An 18,819-nucleotide genomic window follows, 5' to 3' on the forward strand; every position below is an offset into this window, starting at 1 on the left:
TCATGCGTGCATCTCTTCGCCTCGCCATGGTGGCGCTTGCGTTCGCGTGCGGCACGGGCGCCGCGCACGCGCAGCAGCATCCGCAGGCCGAGGCGCAGGCGCTGGATCTGCTCAAGCGCGGCATCGCCTTCCGCACCGTCGCGGGCCCCGGCAACCAGACGCCCGCCTATGCCGCCTTCCTCAAGCAGACGCTCGTCGCCGGCGGCTTTGCGGAGGGCGATGTCGAGATCGTGCCGGTGGGCGACACCGCCTATCTGGTCGCCCGCTACCGCGGCACCGGCAAGGCCAAGGGCGGCGCCAAGCCGCTGCTGATCTCCGGCCACATGGACGTGGTCGAAGCCAAGCCCGCCGACTGGACGCGCGACCCGTTCACCCCGGTGATCGAGAACGGCTTCATCTACGGCCGCGGCGCCGCCGACATGAAGTACGACCTGTCGACGATGGTCGCGACGCTGATCGACCTCAAGCGCACCGGTTTCAAGCCTGCCCGCGACATCGTGCTGCTGCTCTCCGGCGACGAGGAGACGGCGATGAAGACCACCGCGCTGATGGCCGATCGCTTCGCCGATGCCGAGCTGCTGCTCAACGTCGATGGCGGCGGCGGCGCGCTCGATGCCGCCGGCAAGCCGACCTATTTCGGCATCGACGGTGCCGAGAAGACCTATGCCGATTTCGAGCTGACCGTCACCAATACCGGCGGCCATTCGAGTGCGCCGCGCCGCGACAATGCGATCTACACGCTCGCCCATGCGCTCACCCGCATCGAGGCCCATGCCTTTCCCGGCCAGATCAACGAGATCACCCGCGGCAGTTGGGAAGCCGAGGCCGCCAAGGCCGAACCCGCCCGCGCCGCGATGATCCGCCGCTTCCTCGCCAACCCCAACGATGCCGAGGCACTCACGGCGTTGCGTGCGGAGCCGAGCCTGGTCGGCCAGACGGGCACCACCTGTGTCGCCACGATGATCAACGGCGGCCACGCGACCAACGCCCTGCCCCAGCGCGCGACCGCCAACATCAATTGCCGCATCTTCCCCGGCACGCCGGTGGAGGAGGTGCGGCAGACGCTCGCCACCGCGGCCGCCGAGCCGACGCTGACCATTCGCACGCTCGACAGCGGCTCGGTCGCCAGCCCCGCCTCGCCGCTGCGCCCCGATCTGATCGCGGCGGTGACCGGCGCGATCCATGCGCGCTTCCCCGGCGTCGCGGTGGTGCCGGGCATGAGCACGGGCGCCAGCGACTCGATGTGGTTCCGCGCCAAGGGCGTGCCGAGCTATGGCGTCAGCCCGATGTTCACCACGCCGGGCGAAAGCTTCGCCCACGGGCTGAACGAGAAGTCCCCGCTGAGCGAGATCGCGCCGTCGATCACCTATTATCGCAGCGTGCTGACCACGCTCGCCCGCTAGAGCCAGCCCAACGCGCGGAAGCTCGCCGTGCCGCGCCGGGCAAGCACGAGATGGTCGATCAGCCGCACGTCGATCGGTTCGAGCGCGGCGAGGAGGCGGCGGGTGGACGCGCGGTCGGTTGCGCTCGGCGTCGGATCGCCGCTCGGGTGGTTGTGCGCCATCACGACCGCGACGGCATCGAACGCCAGTGCGTCGGCAACCACCTGCCGCACCGGCACATCGACCAGATCGGCCTGCCCCCCTTGCAGATGCCGCATGCCGAGCAGGCGGCCGTTCCGCGCCAGATAGGCGAAGGCGGCGATTTCGGTGGGCGCCTCGGTAAGGTTACCGAACAAGGCCCGCGCGCCGCCCAGGTCGAGGATGTACGGTTCCGGAGGCGCTAGCACCATGTCCCGGCATGCCACCCTGCGCCGGCCGCACGAACCGCAACCGCGCCCGTTCCGGATATCCGAAATGGCGCGAAGCCGGATGACTCGCGCGGCGCGCACCGCTAGGTTCCGCGCCATGCACCAATATCTCGACCTGATGGCCCGCGCGCTCAACGACGGCGTGGAGGTGATGGACCGCACCGGCACCGGCACGCGCAGCGTGTTCGGCGCGCAGATGCGCTTCGACTTGCGCAAGGGCTTCCCCTTGCTCACCACCAAGAAGCTCCACCTGCGCTCGATCCTGATCGAGCTGCTGTGGTTCCTGCGCGGCGACACCAATGTCCGCTGGTTGCAGGAGCGCAAGGTCAGCATCTGGGACGAATGGGCCGACGACAACGGCGATCTCGGCCCGGTCTATGGCAAGCAGTGGCGCGACTGGGAGGCCGCCGACGGCCGCCATATCGACCAGATCGCCGAGCTGATCGAGACGCTGAAGACCAACCCCGGCTCGCGCCGGATGGTGGTCTCCGCCTGGAATCCGGGCGAGCTGGGGGCGATGGCGCTGGCACCGTGCCACTGCCTTTTCCAGTGCCATGTCGCCAATGGCCGGCTGAGCCTGCAACTCTACCAGCGCTCGGCCGACATCTTCCTCGGGGTGCCGTTCAACATCGCCAGCTATGCGCTGCTCACCCATTTGCTCGCGCAGCAGGCGGGGCTCGAGGTCGGCGACTTCATCTGGACCGGCGGCGACTGCCACCTCTATCTCAACCATCTCGAGCAGGCACGGGAACAGCTGAGCCGCACGCCCGGCCCGCTGCCGCGGCTGGAGATCCTCCGCAAGGCGCCGTCAATCGACTCGTACGAGTATGAGGATTTCGCGATCCACGACTATGTCGCGCAGCCGCACATCAAGGCGCCCGTGGCGGTATGATCAGCTTTCACCTCGCCCGGGCGGACAATGGCGTGATCGGCCGCGACGGCCAGCTGCCGTGGCGGCTGCCCGCCGACCTCAAGCGCTTCAAGGCGCAGACGCTGGGGCGGCCGATGATCATGGGCCGCAAGACCTTCGAGTCCTTTCCCGCCCCCCTGCCCGGCCGGCGCCACATTGTCCTGACCCGTGACACCGGCTGGCAGGCGGACGGTGCCGAGGTGGCACACGACGTCGACCAGGCGCTGGCGCTGGCCGGCGAGGATGCGGCGGTGATCGGCGGCGCGGAGGTGTTCGCGCTGTTCCTGGACCGCGCCGATCGGATCGAGCTGACCGAAGTGCATCTCGATGCCGAAGGCGACGCGCACGTCCCCGCCTTCGATCCCGCTGATTGGGAAGAGACCGCGCGCGAGCCGCATCCGGCGGACGGCGACCGTCCCGCCTACGACTTCGTGACGCTCCTCCGGCGGCGATGAAGCGCCCGATCCTGATCGGCGTCGCGGCGGTGCTCGCCATCGCCGCGTTCGGCTTTTTCGGGATCGCTCCGGCGGCGGTGGAGGCGGGGATGAACCGCGTCGTCCCCGCTCCCCTCCCTCATGTCACGCCCCAGACCCGCGCGCTGCATGCGAGCCTCGCCATCGCCGACATGCACGCGGACACGCTGCTGTGGCGGCGCAACCTGCTCGATCGCGCCAATCGCGGCCAGGTCGACCTGCCGCGGCTGCAGGCGGGCAATGTCGCGCTGCAGGTCTTCTCCTCGGTCACCAAGACGCCGCGGCACCAGAATTACGACGCCAATGGCGCGGACAGCGACAACATCACGCTGCTCGCCATTGCGCAAGCGCAGCCGCCGCGCACCTGGGGCTCGCTGCTCCAGCGCTCGCTTTGGCATGCGGAGAAGCTGGAGCGCGCGGCCGCGGCCTCGGGCGGCACGCTGCGGGTGATCCGCACGCCCACCGAGCTCGACCGGCTGCTCGCCGATCGCGCTACCGGGCGCAAGGCCACCGGCGGCCTGCTCTCGATCGAAGGTTTGCAAGATCTGGAGGGCAACCCCGCCAATCTCGATCGGCTCTACGCGGCCGGGTTCCGCATGGCCGGGTTCGCACATTTCTTCGACAATGAGGCTGCGGGCTCGATGCACGGGCAGGCCAAGGGCGGGCTGACGCCGCTGGGCCGGCAGGTGCTGCGACGGATGGAGGCGCTCGGCATGGTGGTCGATGTCGCCCATGCCAGCCACGCGGCGGTGGCCGACATTCTCGCGATGGCGCGGCGGCCGGTCGTCTCCAGCCATGGCGGCGTGCAGGCAACCTGCAAGGTCAACCGCAACCTCACCGACGACGAGATCCGCGGCATCGCCCGCACCGGCGGGGTGGTGGGCATCGGCTATTGGGAGGCGGCAGTCTGCGCGACCAGCCCGGAGGCGATCGCGGCGGCGATCGCGCATGTCCGCGATCTGGTCGGCATCGACCATGTCGGGCTCGGCTCGGACTTCGACGGCGCGGTGACCACCGGGTTCGATGCGTCGCAGCTGGTGGTAGTGACCCAGGCGCTGGTCGATCGCGGCTTTTCGGAGCAGGAAATTGCCAAGGTGATGGGAGGCAACGTGCTTCGCGTGCTGCGGGCGGGGATGGGGCGTTCCAAAATCTAAGCCCCTCCTCCTTGGAGGAGGGGTGGGGTGGAGGGATTCCAGAGCGCGCGCTGGTCTCGGTGAGACCCTGCCCCACCCCAACCCCACATCAGGTGAACAGCGCCCCGCACTGTTCAGGCGCTGCTGGGAGCAGCGCCGACCTGATGCGCCTGAAGGGGAGGGGCTTGAGTAGGTGCACGCCCCCTCCCCCATTGGCATCGCCCCGGCCAATCCCTATAGCCACCGCATGCAGCGGCTGGACGGCGGCTCGACGGTTCCGCTTCCTCTCCGGGGCGCGATCGTCGCGCTCGGGAATTTCGATGGCTTCCATCTTGGGCACCAGGCGGTCGTCGGCCGCGCGGTGGCGCGTGCCCGTGCCGAGGGGCGCCCGGCGATCGTCGCGACCTTCGATCCGCACCCGCGCCGCTTCTTCCAGCCCGACGCCCCGCCCTTCCGGCTGACCACGCTGGACCAGCGCGAGCGGCTGTTCGCCGCCGCGGGCGCCGACGGCATGCTGGTGTTCCATTTCGACGCCACCCTTGCCCGCCTCACCGCGCGCCAGTTCGCCGAGCAGCTGGTCGACACGGTCGGCGCCGCCGGGGTGGTGACCGGCGAGGACTTCACCTTCGGCAAGGGCCGCGAAGGCAATATCGCCACGCTGGCTGCGCTGGGCGCCGAGCTCGGCTTTACCGCCGAGACGGTCGGCGCGGTGGCGACGGAGGACCAGATCGTCTCCTCCAGCCGCATCCGCGAACATCTCAAGGCTGGCGAACCGCGCGGTGCGGCGGCGCTGCTCACCCGCCCCTTCGCGATCGCGGCGGAAGTAGAAGGCGGCGCCAAGCTGGGCCGCCAGCTCGGCTACCCCACCGCGAACATGCGGCTCGGCACCTATCTCCGCCCGAAATACGGCATCTACGCCGTGCGCGGGCGCCTTCCCGACGGGCGCGTGCTGAACGGCGTCGCCAATCTCGGCATCCGGCCCAGCTTCGATCCGCCGATCGAACTGCTGGAGAGCTTCTTCTTCGATTTCAGCGGCGACCTGTACGGCCAGACGCTGGAAGTCGCGCTGATCGACTATCTCCGCCCCGAAGCGAAGTTCGACAGCCTTGATGCGCTTACCGTTCAGATGGATCTGGACGCAGCACAGGCGCGACAGCTGCTCTCCCAGCAGCCCTAACGCTCGCCACACGGCCTTCCCAAAACAATAGTGTCGCCCGCCCGGCCGCCTTCGCGCACGATGGCGCGCCCGCGACAATGTTGCTGGCAGTCACAGTTTGTTGCCAAATTGTAACAGTGGAATATTCATTCCAATCAGCAGTGAAATTTATATATTTGTTTCCTTCGAGCTACATCTTTGCTCCTTAACTGTGTTCTGGAAGCCACATGGCTGCGACAAAGCCGCTGGGGGTGGCGGAGGCTACTTTACACCATGGTTACAGCGGCTCATGCCCCGGCGCAGTGTCGTCGCCAGCCTAGCTGCCGACACGATCTAGGGAGAGCGCGCGCCCCTCCGCTCGGAAGGCCGGCGCGCGCAGCAAAGGAAGATAGTAGGTTATGTCTCGTATCGCGTATGCCCTCCGCGCCGGCACGGCGCTGGCTGGAATGGGCGCAGTGGCGTTGTTCGCCGCGCCCGCCTTTGCACAGGACCAGAATGGCACGGCCGATGCCGCGCAGCAGGGTGCCGGCACCGAAATCGTCGTGACCGGCTCGCGCATCGCGCGCCCCGACCTCCAATCCTCGACCCCGGTCGCTGTCGTCAGCGCCGAGCGCATCGAGCAGACCGGCGCCTCGAACATCCAGGACGTGCTCGCCACGCTGCCGTCGGTCGGCCAGAATATCAGCCGCACCAGCTCGAACTTCTCGAACACCGGCAACGGCACCGCGACGGTGAACCTGCGCAACCTCGGCTCGTCGCGCACCCTGGTGCTGATCGACGGCCGTCGTACGCTGGGTATCGCCGGCAGCTCGGCCGTCGACGTCAACAACATCCCAACCGATCTGGTCCAGCGCGTTGAAGTCGTCACCGGCGGCGCCTCGGCAGTCTATGGTTCGGAAGCGATCGCAGGCGTGGTCAACTTCGTCCTCAAGAACGACTTCCAGGGCCTGCGCGTCCGCGCACAGAACACCCTTTCGGACAAGGGCGACGCAGCGCGCCAGTATGTCACGATCACCGGCGGCCAGAATTTCGGCGGCGGCCGCGGCAACGTGACTGCGAACTTCAGCTATGACAATGATCACGGCCTGTATTCGCGCGACCGCGCTTTCTCGTCGCGCGACCTGCCGAACCGCAGCTCCTACGCTTCGCAGGGTGTGTTCGACGTCAGCGGCCCGAATACCGATGGCTTCACCGCCGGCAACCCCAGCACCTTCACCTTCGGCCCGAACAACGCCCTGAAGGGCTATCAGGGCGCGAACATCGATGGGTACAACCGCAACGGCGATCGCCTGCTGTCGGTGCCGGTCGAGCGCTACCAGGGTGCGGTCCTCGCTCATTACGACTTCTCGGATGCGTTCAAGCTCTACGCGCAGGGCCAGTACAGCCGCACCAACTCGAACGCTTCGCTCGAGCCGTCGGCCATCGCCAACACGGGCGCGGGCGCAGCGCTGAACTTCGACGGTTCGGCCTATGCCGGCATCCCGATCAGCAGCCCCTACGTGCCGGACGCGATCCGCGCAGCCGCGGTTGCCAACGGCGTGGACGTCGTCCAGTTCCGTCGCCGCTCGAACGACATCTTCAGCCGCAGCAACAAGAACGAGCGTGATTTCTATCGCGGCGTGATCGGGGCGAAGGGTCAGTTCACCGCCGGCACCAACTGGTCGTACGATATCTACTACGAGCACTCGGAAAGCCGCGACCACACCACCGCCCAGTCGATCTACACGCCCAACTACGGTGCGGCGCTGAGCAACGAGATCGGCCCGGACGGCCAGGTTCGCTGCTCGGATGCAGCAGCGCGTGCAGCGGGCTGCGTGCCGATGAACATCTTCGGCGCCAATACCGTCTCGGCGGCAGCCTCGAAGTTCCTGCAGACCTATACCGGCCCGACGCGCAACGTGACGCTGATCGACGGCGGCACCGTGCAGCTGGTCAACGGCAGCAACGTTGCCTTCGACTATCTGGCGAAGGTGAACCAGGACGTCGTCTCCGGCAGCATCAACGGCGACCTGTTCTCGCTGTGGGGCGGTCCGGTCGCGATCTCGTTCGGCGGCGAATATCGCCACGAAAAGAGCTCCGAAGTGTTCGATCCGTTCACCCAGGCGGGCCTGAGCGCGGGCAACCAGATCACCAACACGCAGGGCAGCTTCAACGTGAAGGAGGGCTTCGTCGAAGTCGTCGCGCCGATCGTGGAAGACCGTCCGGGCATCAAGTATCTCGGCCTTGAGGGCGCAGCGCGCTATGCCGACTACTCGACCGTCGGCGGCGTGTGGAGCTTCAAGGGCGGCGCGACCTTCGCACCGACCTCGGACATCCGCTTCCGCGGCGTCTACTCGCGTGCGACCCGCGCACCGAATATCGGCGAACTGTTCGCTTCGATCAGCCAGACGTTCCCGGCGGTGACCGACCGGTGCGACCAGCGCGGCGGCGATGGTGACGGCGCCCCGATCGGCGCACTGAACCCGGCCTGCGCCAACATCCCGGGTATCGCGAACACGATCGCAACCCGCGGTGCGTTCGCCTACAGCACGGCACAGATCCAGACGATCGACGGCCTGCTCGGCGGCAATCGGAACCTGCGCGAGGAAACCGCCGACACCTTCACCGCCGGTGCGGTGATCACGCCGACGTTCTTCAAGAACTTCAGCATGACCGTCGACTACTACACCATCAAGGTGAAGAACGCGATCGGCATCATCGGCCAGCAGGTCTCGATCGACGAATGCATCGCATCGGGGAACCCGCTGTTCTGCAACAACGTCGTCCGCGACAGCAACGGCTTCATCACCCGCGTCAACGCGCTCAACCTGAATACCGGTTCGTTCCTCGTGTCGGGCATCGACGTTGAGGCGCGCTATGCGGTGCCGGTCGGCGCCTCGCGCTTCGACTTCGACGTGATGTACAACCATCGCTTCAAGCAGCAGCAGACGCCGTTCCCGGGTGGTCCGGTCCAGAACGAGCTGGGTCAGGCCGATTGCTATAGCTGCGGTCGCCTCGGCTCGGGCTTCAAGGACAAGGGCGTGGCCAACATCACGTTCAGCGCCCCGAAGTTCCAGCTGAACTACCGCATCGACTATATGGGCCCGCTGACCGACAACCTCGGCGATCCCGATGCGCAGCGTATCTCGGCCTATTTCTACCACAACCTGCAGGGCAAGGTGATGGTCGGCGAGAAGCAGCAGATGGAGCTGTATGCGGGCGTGAACAACCTTCTCGACACCAAGCCGCCCGTCTTCGGCGACACCAACCAGGTCACCTGGCCGGGCACGCAGACGGTGGCGGATACCTACGATCTGTACGGCCGCATGCTGTACGTGGGCGCGACCTTCAAGTTCTGATCTATCCCCTAGGGGATGATCGAATGGGAGCGGCACTCTTCGGAGTGCCGCTCTTTTTTTTGGCGTTTGTCGGTGATCGAGGCGCCGCGCGTAACGCAGCCGAAAGTCAGATTCCGCCGTCGACCGCCTCGAGGCCGCGCGCTTCCAGCCCGTCGGCAAGGATCGCGATGACGCGGTCGACGAGTGCCGCATCGGTAGCGCGCACCACGAAGTTGGCGCCCACGCGCCCATCGCGGAAGAAGGGGTAGCTGCCGATCGATACGCCTTCGTGCGCGCGTTCGGTCTCGCCGAGCAGATCGGCGATCTCGCTTTCGGCCACCCAGCAGCCGATCGTGCGCGAGACGACCGGCAGCCCGCCTTCGAGCGTGCCGGTGAGCGCATCGAGCATGCCCGCAGCGATGTGCGGCACGCCCGCCAGGATGAAGATGTTGCCCCAGCGGATCCCCGGCGCGCCCGACATGCGGTTGACGATCAGCTCGGCGCCCTCCGGCACCCGCGCCATCCGCAGCCGCGCCTCGGTCAGCCCGCCCTTGCTGGCATAATAGTCGGCCAGCGCCGCGCGCGCTTCTTCGTGCACCACCACCGGTACGCCCAGCGCCGCGGCGATGGCGTCGACGGTGATGTCGTCATGCGTGGGACCGATGCCGCCGGTCGTGAAGCAATAGTCGTTGCGCGCCCGCAGCGTGTTGACCGCCTCGACGATCGCCGCCTGCTGGTCCGGCACCACCCGCACCTCGGCGAGGCGGATGCCCTGCGCGTTGAGCCAGGTGGCGAGCTGCGCGATATTCTTGTCCTGGGTGCGGCCCGACAGGATTTCGTCGCCGATCACCACCAGGGCGGCGGTCCAGATCCGCGGGGCCATCAGAGACCCGCCGCCCGCTTGCGCTCGGCCAGCGCGCGCATCCGGGCCAGCCGATCGGGCGGCAGGAACGTCGCCGGGTCATAGGCCGCCTCGAACTGCGGCACGCCTTCGGGCAGCGTCACCCAGGGCATGCGATTGGCGGTGAAGATCGCCGCATCCGGCCGGATGCCAGTCGGGTCGTCCAGCGTCGCAACCCGCACCCCCGCGCCGAGCCGCCCCAGCCGGGGGTAGAAGCTCCACAGCGCCGTGCCGCAGGTCGCGCAGCGGACGATCTCGTGCGGACCACCCGAGCCCGTCTTCACGACATGGCTGCTGGTCTCGCCCGCGAGGCGTTCCAGCCTCTCGCTTTCGATGAACAGATTGACCACGCTGGTCGAGCCGGTCTGGCGCTGGCAGAGGGTGCAGTAGCAATTGTTGACCGCGATCGGATCGGCGGCCACGCGATAGCGCACCTCGCCGCAGGCACATCCGCCTTCCAGCCACGCCGCGCCCGATTCCTGCATCCGCAATCCTCCATGCCCCCTCGCCCTTTGCGCCCGGGGCTCCTATATCGCAAGCATGACCGAATATGTGAACGTGACGGCGGACATGCCGCAGGCGCGCAGCCATGCGATCAAGCTCCATGGCCCGGAAGGCTTCGAAGGCATGCGCAAGGCCGGCCGCCTCGCCGCCGAGATTCTCGACGCGCTGGTACCGCATGTCGTCCCCGGCGTGACGACGCAGGAGCTGGACGACATCGTCCGCACGATGACCGTGGCCGCCGGGGCCGTGCCCGCCACGCTCGGCTATCGCGGCTACACGCATAGCTGCTGCATCTCGATCAACCATGTCGTCTGCCACGGCATCCCGGGCGACCGAGTCCTCAAGGACGGCGACATCGTCAATATCGACGTGACCCCGCTGCTCGGCGGCTGGCACGGCGATACCAGCCGCATGTATCTGGTCGGTGACGTGCCGATCAAGGCGCGCCGGCTGGTCGACGTGACCTATGAGTGCCTGATGCTCGGCATCGAGCAGGCCAAGCCGGGCAACCATCTCGGCGACATCAGCCATGCCATCCAGCGCCATGCCGAGAAGCATCGCTACGGCGTGGTCCGCGATTTCTGCGGGCACGGCCTCGGCCAGGTGTTCCATGACGCGCCAGAGGTGGTCCATGTCGGCCGCCCCGGCACCGGCCCCGAACTGCGCCCGGGGATGTTCTTCACGATCGAGCCGATGATCAACATCGGCCGCCCGGATGTGAAGCTGCTCGACGACGGCTGGACGGCGGTGACGCGCGACCGATCGCTCTCGGCGCAGTTCGAGCATTCGATCGGCATCACCGAAACCGGCTGCGAGATCTTCACGACCAGCCCCAAGGGCCTCCACCAGCCGCCATACTGAGGCGGCGGCCCGAGACCAAATCCTCGTCGTCCCCGCCTTCGCGGGGATGACGGTGGCAGGGCGACGCGGGCGCCGCCAACTGCAAATGGCGCTCCGCAACAATCTTGCGCCCTTCCGCAACTTCCGTTATTCGCTGCTGCAGCATCAAGAGTCGGGCCGACGCCCGGCACCAACCTGCCCCGTGCAAGGTGGTGCCTCCATGGCAAAGTGGAGGGATGTGGCCGAACCCGGCAACACGGTGTCCACGCCACATTTCCTGTCGTCGCCCGCCTCCTGGAACAGGAAGAAGGCAGTAGAGCGTGACGACCGAAGCCCAGCAATTCGCCAGCGACAATTATGCCGGAATCTGCCCCGAAGCCTGGGCAGCGATGGAAGCCGCCAATACCGGCCACGCGCCGGCCTATGGTGACGACCGTTGGACCCACACGGCCGCGGACGCATTCCGCACGCTGTTCGATACCGATTGCGAGGTGTTCTTCGCGTTCAACGGCACGGCGGCCAATTCGCTCGCGCTGGCGGCGCTCTGCCAGTCCTATCACAGCGTGATCTGCTCGGCGGCGGCGCATGTCGAGACCGACGAGTGCGGTGCGCCCGAGTTCTTCTCCAACGGCTCCAAGCTGCTCGTCGCGCAGAGCGAGGACGGGAAGCTCACGCCGGCGGCAGTGCGCGCGGTGGCGACCAGCCGCTCCGACATCCACTTCCCCAAGCCGCGCGTCGTGACGATCACGCAGCCGACCGAGACCGGCCAGGTCTACACGGTGGACGAAGTGAAGGCGCTCTCGGCGGTGTGCCGCGAACTCGGCCTCAAGCTGCACATGGACGGTGCGCGCTTCGCCCATGCCTGCGCGACGCTGGGCTGCGATCCGGCGGAGATCACCTGGCGCGCGGGCGTCGACGTGCTCTGCTTCGGCGGCACCAAGAACGGCATGGCGGTGGGCGAGGCCGTCCTCTTCTTCGATCGCGCGCTGGCGCAGGACTTTGATTATCGCTGCAAGCAGGCCGGGCAGCTCGCCTCCAAGATGCGCTTCCTGGCGGCGCCCTGGGTGGGTATGCTGGAGAACGGCGCCTGGCTGCGCAACGCGCGGCACGCCAATGCCTGTGCGCAGCGGCTGGCGGGGCAGATCCAGGGGTTGCCGGGCGTCGAGCTGATGTTCCCGGTGGAGGCCAACGGCGTCTTCGTCCGGGCTCCGGAGGCGGTGCTGGAAGGCCTGCGCGCGCGGGGCTGGCGCTTCTATACCTTCATCGGCGGCGGCGCGCGGTTCATGTTCGCCTGGGATGCCGATCCGGCCCGGGTGGACCAGCTGGCGGCGGATATTCGCGCAGTCAACGGCGCGACTGCCCTCGCCGCCTGAAGATCAACCGTTTCCTCCCTCGGAGCGCAGCTCCGGGGGAGGGGGACCATTTGCGCCAGCAAATGGTGGAGGGGGCATCTCGCGGCGGGAGGGTTTTCCCCCTCCACCACCGCCTTCGGCGGCGGTCCCCCTCCCCCGGCTTCGCCGAGGGAGGAGACGCTCATTGAAGCGGCGAGGTTCAGCCGACGAAGGCGCGCTCGATCACGAAATCGCCCGGCGCGTTGTTCGAGCCTTCCTTGAAGCCCTTGCCCTCGAGCAGCGTCGCGAAATCGCGGATCATGTCCATCGATCCGCACAGCATCACGCGGTCGGTCTCGTGGTGCAGCACCGGGTCGCCCGGCACGCCTTCGAACAGCTTGCCGTTCTCGAGCAGCGCACCGATGCGCTCGCTGGTGTGGAACGGCTCGCGGGTCACCGTCGGCACATAGTGGAACTGGTGCGCGGCCTGCTCGCCGATCAGGGGATCGTCGGCGAGCTTGGCGGCGAGCTCGTCATGATAGGCCAGGTCGCTCACTCGGCGCACGCTGTGCACCGCGATCACCTGCTCGAAGCGCTCGTAGATCTCGGGATCGCGCGCGACGCTGAGGAAGGGCGCCAGGCCGGTGCCGGTCGAGAGCAGGAACAGGCGGCGGCCCGGCAGCAGCGCGTCGGCGACCAGCGTGCCGGTCGATTTCTTGCCGAGATAGATGTCGTCGCCCGGCACGATCTTCTGCAGCTTCGAGGTCAGCGGACCATCCTGCACCTTGATCGAGAGGAATTCGAGCTCCTCGGCCCAGGATGGGCTGGCGACCGAATAGGCCCGCATCAGCGGCTTGCCGCCCTCGCCTTCCAGCCCGATCATCACGAACTCGCCCGAGCGGAAGCGGAAGCTCGCCGGACGCTCGATCGCGAAGCTGAACAGATGCTCGTTCCAGTGGCGGACCCACAGCACCTTGGCGGTGGCGAAGGCGGGATGTTCGGGAAGCAGCGCGGGCGCGCGCGTGTCGACGGTCATGAAAGCGGGTCCTCGTAACGCTCTGGTCGGCCCGGCCGCCGCAGGGCTGGGCCGGATTTGGCAATACAAAGGCGGCCCTCTGCCATCAGAAGCCGCCTGCGTCCAGAAAGTAGCGCTTCGGGGGCCTAAACGCCCTGTGCCATCGGGGCACCGGTGGTCCAGTGCCGCAGCAGCGCCATGGTGTCGTCCGCGGTCAGAGTTCCACCCTCGGTTTCAATCCAGCAGTCGCCGCGCTGTTCGGGCAGCACTGCCGAAAGCCCATGGGCCATCAGCACCAGCGAGCCGCGGGCCACCACCACCGAGCGTGCGCCCGCCGACGCAACGCCATCGGCGATCCGGCGTCGCAGCTCGGCCGGCGCATTCATCGGCAGCGATCGCATCGAAGCTTCCCCTGTTCAGTGCGTGATCGTCGCCGCTAACGTTCACACCTCGCTTCAGCCGCAAATGTGCGAAGATTTCATGGGGGAATGTCGTAAACCTGTCATCAAACACTAATCGCTCGTTTACCGCCGTGCCCTACCGGAGGCGGCGATGCTCGACATGCCCGCCCATCTCCGCTTCCTCTTCGCGTGGCTTACCGAGGCCGAACGCGCGCCGCCCTGGCTGACGCTGGAGACGCCGCTCGGCGAGGCCGTGCGCTGCTTCCAGGACGATCCGTCGCTGCGGCTGCTGCCGGTACTCGATGCCCGCCATCAGCCGCTGGGCGCGGTGTTCGAGAAGGACGTGCGCCGGCTGCTGCTCAATCCCTATGGCCATGCGCTGCTGCGCAACCCGGCCTATGGGCGGCGGCTGGAATCGATGGTGCGCCCCTGCCCCGTCGCCGATTATGCCCAGTCGCCGCGCGCGCTGGTTGATGCCTATTCGGCCGCCGACGGGCAGGAAGGCATGATCCTCACCCGCGGCGGGCAGCTTTTCGCCGCGATCAGCAACCGCCGCATCATCCAGCTCGCCGCCGAGGACCGGGTGCGCGAGGCCGCCGAGCAGACCGCCCGCGCCCGCCGTATCGAAGCCGCGAGCGAGCGGATCGAGGCCGAGGTCGGCGCGATGGCGGGGCAGCTCCGCGATCTCGCCGGCACGCTGCGCGCCAGCGCCGCCGCCACCGTCGAGCGGGCGAGCGCCAACAGCGCCTCGGCGACCGCGCTCGCCGCCGCGGTTGCGCAAAGCCACGACAATCTCGCCGCAATCGCCCGCGAATCCGAGGCGCTGGCGGCGACGCTCGACGCGATCGGCCGGGACACGGTCACCGCGCGCGCCTCGGCCGCCGAGGCGGTCGCGCTGGTCGACGACAGCCGGCTGGGTACCGCCGAGCTCGACGCCTTCGCTGAGAATGTCGGCGCGGTCACCGCCACGATCGGCGAGATTGCCGGGCAGGTGAACCTGCTCGCGCTCAACGCCGCGATCGAGGCGGCGCGTGCGGGCGAGGCCGGCCGCGGCTTCACCGTGGTGGCCAACGAGATCAAGGCGCTGGCCGGCCAGGTTCGTCACGCCGCGCAGAGCGTCGGCACCAAGGTTGCCGGCATCCGAACCGTGGTCGACCGTGTGACCACCAATCAAGGGCGGGTCGAGCAGGCGATCACCGGCATTGCCGGCCTGTCCTCCAGCATCGAATGCGCGGTGCGCGACCAGCACCACGCGACGCGTAGCATCGCCCGCAACGTCGCCGAAAGCGTCTCCGGCACCCGCGCGGTACAGACCGATATCGAGCAGGTCCGCGCCGCCGCGCAGGCCGCCTCGGGCAATGCGCACGCCATCGCCGATCTCTCCGCGGGCCTGCGCAGCGGTGCGGAGGAACTGTCCGACGAGGTCGACCGTTTCCTGCTCGAGGTCCGCGCCGCCTGATCTGCTGCGCGATTGAGCAGCCAATGCCCGATAATCGAGCAGATTCTTGCGCCGAAATCCGTTCGGCGCGTGGGGGCACGCTGGCTATTCCCGTTCTGGCATGCAGGTTGCTAAACACCCAGGAATCAGACCTGTCGCGGGCGTTTCCGCTGCCTGGGGGAAAACGTGAAAAAGATCGAAGCCATCATCAAGCCGTTCAAGCTGGATGAAGTGAAGGAGGCGCTGCACGAAGTGGGCGTCTCGGGGATCACCGTCACCGAAGCCAAGGGCTTCGGCCGCCAGAAGGGCCATACCGAGCTGTATCGCGGCGCCGAGTATGTCGTGGACTTCCTGCCCAAAGTGAAGCTGGAAGTGGTGGTGGAAGACACGCTGGCCGAACGCGTGGTCGAGGCGATCGCCGCCGCCGCGCAGACCGGCCGGATCGGCGACGGCAAGATCTTCGTGATCCCCGTCGAGACGGCGCTGCGCATCCGCACCGGGGAGCGGAACGAAAACGCCGTTTGACGTGGACGGGGGCGGCGGCGATGAGGCCGCCGCACGAGTAATTTTATTGCCCGATTCGTCGGGCACACGAAAGAGAGCGAAAGGGCAATACGATGGCGAATTCGGCCAGTGACATCCTGAAGATGGTGAAGGATCAGGAGATCGAATGGATCGACCTGCGCTTCACCGACCCCAAGGGCAAGTGGCAGCACCTGACCATGGTCGCGTCGATCCTCGGCGAGGACGAGCTGACCGACGGCCTGATGTTCGACGGTTCGTCGATCGAGGGCTGGAAGGCGATCAACGAGTCCGACATGATCCTCAAGCCGGATCTGGACGCGGTGTGGATCGATCCGTTCTCTGCCACCCCGATGCTGATCCTGGTGTGCGACATCGTCGAGCCGTCGACCGGCGAACTCTATGCCCGCGACCCGCGCTCGACCGCGAAGCGCGCCGAGGCGTATCTGAAGACCACCGGCATCGGCGACACCATCTATGTCGGCCCCGAAGCCGAGTTCTTCATGTTCGACGATGTCCGCTTCGAGAACAGCTACTCGACCAGCTATTACAAGATCGACGACATCGAGCTGCCGGGCAATTCGGGCCGCGAGTACGAAGCCGGCAACCTCGGCCACCGTCCGCGCGCCAAGGGCGGCTATTTCCCCGTCGCGCCGGTCGACAGCGCCGTCGACATCCGCGGCGAGATGGTCTCGACCATGCTAGAAATGGGCCTGCCCTGCGACAAGCACCACCACGAAGTCGCCGCCGCACAGCATGAGCTGGGCCTGACCTTCGGCACGCTGGTGACCACCGCCGATCGCATGCAGATCTACAAGTATGTCGTGCACCAGGTCGCCCAGGCCTATGGCAAGACCGCGACCTTCATGCCGAAGCCGATCAAGGAAGATAACGGCTCGGGCATGCACACCCACATGTCGATCTGGGAAAAGGGCCAGCCCCTGTTCGCCGGCAACGGCTATGCGGGCCTCAGCGACACCTGCCTCTACTTCATTGGCGGCGTGATCAAGCACGCCAAGGCGCTCAACGCCTTCACCAACCCGTCGACCAACAGCTACAAGCGTCTGGTTCCGGGCTATGAGGCGCCGGTGCTGCTCGCCTATTCGAGCCGCAACCGCTCGGCATCGTGCCGCATCCCGTACGGCACCGGCAGCAAGGCGAAGCGCGTCGAGTTCCGCTTCCCGGACGCGCTGGCCAACCCGTATCTCTGCTATTCGGCGCTGCTGATGGCGGGCCTGGACGGCATCCAGAACAAGATCCACCCGGGCGACCCGATGGACAAGAACCTGTACGATCTGCCCCCGGCCGAGCTGGCCGAAGTGCCGACCGTATGCGGTTCGCTCCGCGAGGCGCTGGACAGCCTGGAAGCCGATTTCGACTTCCTGCTGAAGGGCGACGTGTTCTCGAAGGACCAGATCGAGGCCTATATCGAGATCAAGCGCGCCGACGTGGCCCGTTGGGAAATGACCCCAAGCCCGGTCGAGTACGACATGTACTATTCGAGCTGATCCTTTCGGGATCTGCTGAAGAAAGGGGCGTCCGGAGCGATCCGGGCGCCTTTTTTGTCTGACGATCCACGGGAGATCGTTGCCGTCTGTGAGCAGCAACCCCAAAGCAGCGCCGAAACGGCAATTCGCGCAGCGATACATTGCACATACAAATCAACGCCCTGCCATTGCGCCCCTTACAAAAATATCCAAATCGCATGAACTTGCTCAGCATCAATTCAATCCTGGTAGCAGTCTACTTGCGAAATCCATATTATCGATCGGGGGCAAGACATCGATAGATGGATTTGGGAGAGATCTGATGCGGCGTCGAAAGCTTGCATGCGCCCCGCATGTACTCGCTCTACTATTCGCACCTTGCGCTGCTTTGGCCGACACCTGCATCGGCAATTGCGGAACTGCGACGGCGGCCGACGGAGTCGTCACGGCACCGCCGGGCGGCGCGACCAGCTGGAACTGGGTATCCACCCATCTCGGCCAGGATGGGGCCGCGAGGATCACCGGGTATAGCGGCAGCGCGACCAACGGCTCCGAACTCCGCTCCTCCGCGTTTGCCGCCCGGGTCGGCGACAAGGTGTCCTTCTACTTCAACTATGTCACCTCGGACGGCGCAGGCTTTTCCGACTATGCGTTCGCCCAGCTGCTGACGGCAGGGGCGACCGACGACAGCCTGGCGGTGAACCTCTTCACTGCCCGCACCAAGCCGAGCGGCACGATCGTCCCGGGCCAGAGCATGCCGGCAGTGAACGCGGTGCTGACTCCATCCACCGTTCCGATCATCGCCGGCGGACCGGTCTGGTCTCCGCTGGGCCCCAGCAGCGGCGATTGCTACGATATCGGCTGCGGCTATACCGGCTGGATCAAGTCCGAATACACGATCACGACCGCCGGCACCTATCAGCTGCGGTTCGGCGCCGCGAACTGGAGCGACACGTCATTGGACACCGGCATGGCGTTTACCGGCGTGTTCGTGAACGGCACCCAGACGGGCAGCACCCCCTCCAATCCCTTTCAGCCTAGCGTGCCCCAGAACCCTGTCACCAAGGCCTTCACCTTCGACTTCGTCGCAACGCCCGCCACGCCGATCTTCATCGATCCGGACTATGCGACCGGCTATATCTACGACGTGCTTTCCGGGCCGAACATCGCGAGCGCGATCTTCCCGACCATCCCCGGCGACGCCAATGGCTACGACGTCTACAGCCTCAACGACGTGCTGCTGGCGCACGGCGTCTACAGCTTCGATTTCACGACGCTGTTCGCGGCCGGCGTCACCGGGTTCAAGCTGAAGGGCATCGACCTGACGGCCGCGCTCGACCCGACCGACGGGGGCGCCTTCGTCACCGGCCTCACCTTCGTCGCCGGCGGTGCCGTGACGATGACCCAGACGCCGATCATCACCACCACCGGCGTACCCGAGCCTGCGGCATGGGCGACGATGATATTGGGCCTCGGGCTGGCCGGCCATGGGTTGCGGCGGCGGCGCGCGACATCGGCGACCGCGTGAATCCTGCGCATCGATCGGGATAAGCGCCGTCGGACGCGCCTATCCCGATCGGG

Annotated in this window: 17 protein-coding genes and 1 riboswitch; of the genes, 12 read left to right on the plus strand and 5 right to left on the minus strand. The window is 67.0% G+C overall.

Annotated features, from left to right (window positions below; all coding sequences use genetic code 11):
- Positions 1-2: 2 nt before the first annotated feature.
- Complete coding sequence (locus tag ABIC65_RS07970) at positions 3-1,403, plus strand: M20/M25/M40 family metallo-hydrolase (RefSeq protein WP_354307974.1); 1,401 nt, start codon at positions 3-5, stop codon at positions 1,401-1,403.
- Here ABIC65_RS07970 and ABIC65_RS07975 read toward each other — a convergent pair.
- Entirely contained in the window at positions 1,400-1,792 is a 393-nt protein-coding gene (locus ABIC65_RS07975; RefSeq protein ID WP_354307975.1) for a JAB domain-containing protein, read from the minus strand. The genes ABIC65_RS07970 and ABIC65_RS07975 overlap by 4 nt on opposite strands.
- A gap of 115 nt (positions 1,793-1,907) precedes the next feature.
- Here ABIC65_RS07975 and ABIC65_RS07980 point away from each other — a divergent pair, with 115 nt between their 5' ends.
- The 5 genes from ABIC65_RS07980 (at position 1,908) to ABIC65_RS08000 (ending at position 8,820) form a co-directional block, all read left to right on the plus strand.
- The gene (locus ABIC65_RS07980) at positions 1,908-2,702 is read left to right on the plus strand and encodes a thymidylate synthase (RefSeq protein WP_354307976.1); all 795 of its coding nucleotides are present in this window, start codon (positions 1,908-1,910) and stop codon (positions 2,700-2,702) included.
- On the plus strand, positions 2,699-3,175 hold the full coding sequence (locus ABIC65_RS07985; protein ID WP_354307977.1) for a dihydrofolate reductase: 477 nt from the start codon (positions 2,699-2,701) through the stop codon (positions 3,173-3,175). Before ABIC65_RS07980 ends, ABIC65_RS07985 begins: the two co-directional genes overlap by 4 nt.
- On the plus strand, positions 3,172-4,347 hold the full coding sequence (locus ABIC65_RS07990; protein WP_354307979.1) for a dipeptidase: 1,176 nt from the start codon (positions 3,172-3,174) through the stop codon (positions 4,345-4,347). Before ABIC65_RS07985 ends, ABIC65_RS07990 begins: the two co-directional genes overlap by 4 nt.
- Before the next feature lie 226 nt (positions 4,348-4,573).
- On the plus strand, positions 4,574-5,503 hold the full coding sequence (locus tag ABIC65_RS07995; RefSeq protein WP_354307980.1) for a bifunctional riboflavin kinase/FAD synthetase: 930 nt from the start codon (positions 4,574-4,576) through the stop codon (positions 5,501-5,503).
- Between the two features lie 377 nt (positions 5,504-5,880).
- The gene (locus ABIC65_RS08000; protein WP_354307981.1) at positions 5,881-8,820 is read left to right on the plus strand and encodes a TonB-dependent receptor plug domain-containing protein; all 2,940 of its coding nucleotides are present in this window, start codon (positions 5,881-5,883) and stop codon (positions 8,818-8,820) included.
- A 106-nt stretch (positions 8,821-8,926) separates the two neighbouring features.
- Here ABIC65_RS08000 and ABIC65_RS08005 read toward each other — a convergent pair whose 3' ends face one another.
- Complete coding sequence (locus ABIC65_RS08005; protein WP_354307982.1) at positions 8,927-9,682, minus strand: competence/damage-inducible protein A; 756 nt, start codon at positions 9,680-9,682, stop codon at positions 8,927-8,929.
- Entirely contained in the window at positions 9,682-10,185 is a 504-nt protein-coding gene (locus ABIC65_RS08010) for a GFA family protein (protein ID WP_354307983.1), read from the minus strand. Before ABIC65_RS08010 ends, ABIC65_RS08005 begins: the two co-directional genes overlap by 1 nt.
- Before the next feature lie 55 nt (positions 10,186-10,240).
- Here ABIC65_RS08010 and map point away from each other — a divergent pair, with 55 nt between their 5' ends.
- Complete coding sequence (gene map, locus ABIC65_RS08015) at positions 10,241-11,065, plus strand: type I methionyl aminopeptidase (protein WP_093293885.1); 825 nt, start codon at positions 10,241-10,243, stop codon at positions 11,063-11,065.
- A 136-nt stretch (positions 11,066-11,201) separates the two neighbouring features.
- Positions 11,202-11,313, plus strand: a riboswitch (SAM-I-IV-variant riboswitch).
- Positions 11,314-11,364: 51 nt separating this feature from the next.
- Entirely contained in the window at positions 11,365-12,417 is a 1,053-nt protein-coding gene (locus tag ABIC65_RS08020) for a threonine aldolase family protein (protein ID WP_354307984.1), read from the plus strand.
- A 178-nt stretch (positions 12,418-12,595) separates the two neighbouring features.
- Here ABIC65_RS08020 and ABIC65_RS08025 read toward each other — a convergent pair whose 3' ends face one another.
- Together ABIC65_RS08025 and ABIC65_RS08030 are read right to left on the minus strand one after the other, a co-directional pair.
- Entirely contained in the window at positions 12,596-13,411 is an 816-nt protein-coding gene (locus ABIC65_RS08025) for a ferredoxin--NADP reductase (RefSeq protein WP_354307985.1), read from the minus strand.
- 125 nt (positions 13,412-13,536) lie between these two features.
- On the minus strand, positions 13,537-13,791 hold the full coding sequence (locus ABIC65_RS08030; RefSeq protein ID WP_354307986.1) for a hypothetical protein: 255 nt from the start codon (positions 13,789-13,791) through the stop codon (positions 13,537-13,539).
- A 151-nt stretch (positions 13,792-13,942) separates the two neighbouring features.
- On the opposite strand from ABIC65_RS08030, the gene ABIC65_RS08035 reads away from it, so the two are divergent.
- The 4 genes from ABIC65_RS08035 (at position 13,943) to ABIC65_RS08050 (ending at position 18,766) form a co-directional block, all read left to right on the plus strand.
- Complete coding sequence (locus ABIC65_RS08035) at positions 13,943-15,250, plus strand: methyl-accepting chemotaxis protein (RefSeq protein ID WP_354307987.1); 1,308 nt, start codon at positions 13,943-13,945, stop codon at positions 15,248-15,250.
- A gap of 165 nt (positions 15,251-15,415) precedes the next feature.
- A complete protein-coding gene (locus ABIC65_RS08040) occupies positions 15,416-15,754 on the plus strand; it encodes a P-II family nitrogen regulator (RefSeq protein WP_010544265.1) in 339 nt (112 codons plus the stop codon).
- Between the two features lie 92 nt (positions 15,755-15,846).
- Positions 15,847-17,259 carry a type I glutamate--ammonia ligase gene (glnA, locus tag ABIC65_RS08045; RefSeq protein ID WP_354307988.1) on the plus strand — a complete coding sequence of 471 codons (1,413 nt, stop codon included), beginning with the start codon at positions 15,847-15,849 and terminating at the stop codon, positions 17,257-17,259.
- Positions 17,260-17,626: 367 nt separating this feature from the next.
- On the plus strand, positions 17,627-18,766 hold the full coding sequence (locus ABIC65_RS08050; protein WP_354307989.1) for an NF038132 family protein: 1,140 nt from the start codon (positions 17,627-17,629) through the stop codon (positions 18,764-18,766).
- Positions 18,767-18,819: the final 53 nt, after the last annotated feature.

Origin of the sequence: Sphingomonas trueperi, from assembly GCF_040545665.1 — a bacterium.
Taxonomy (GTDB): Bacteria; Pseudomonadota; Alphaproteobacteria; order Sphingomonadales; family Sphingomonadaceae; genus Sphingomonas; species Sphingomonas trueperi_B.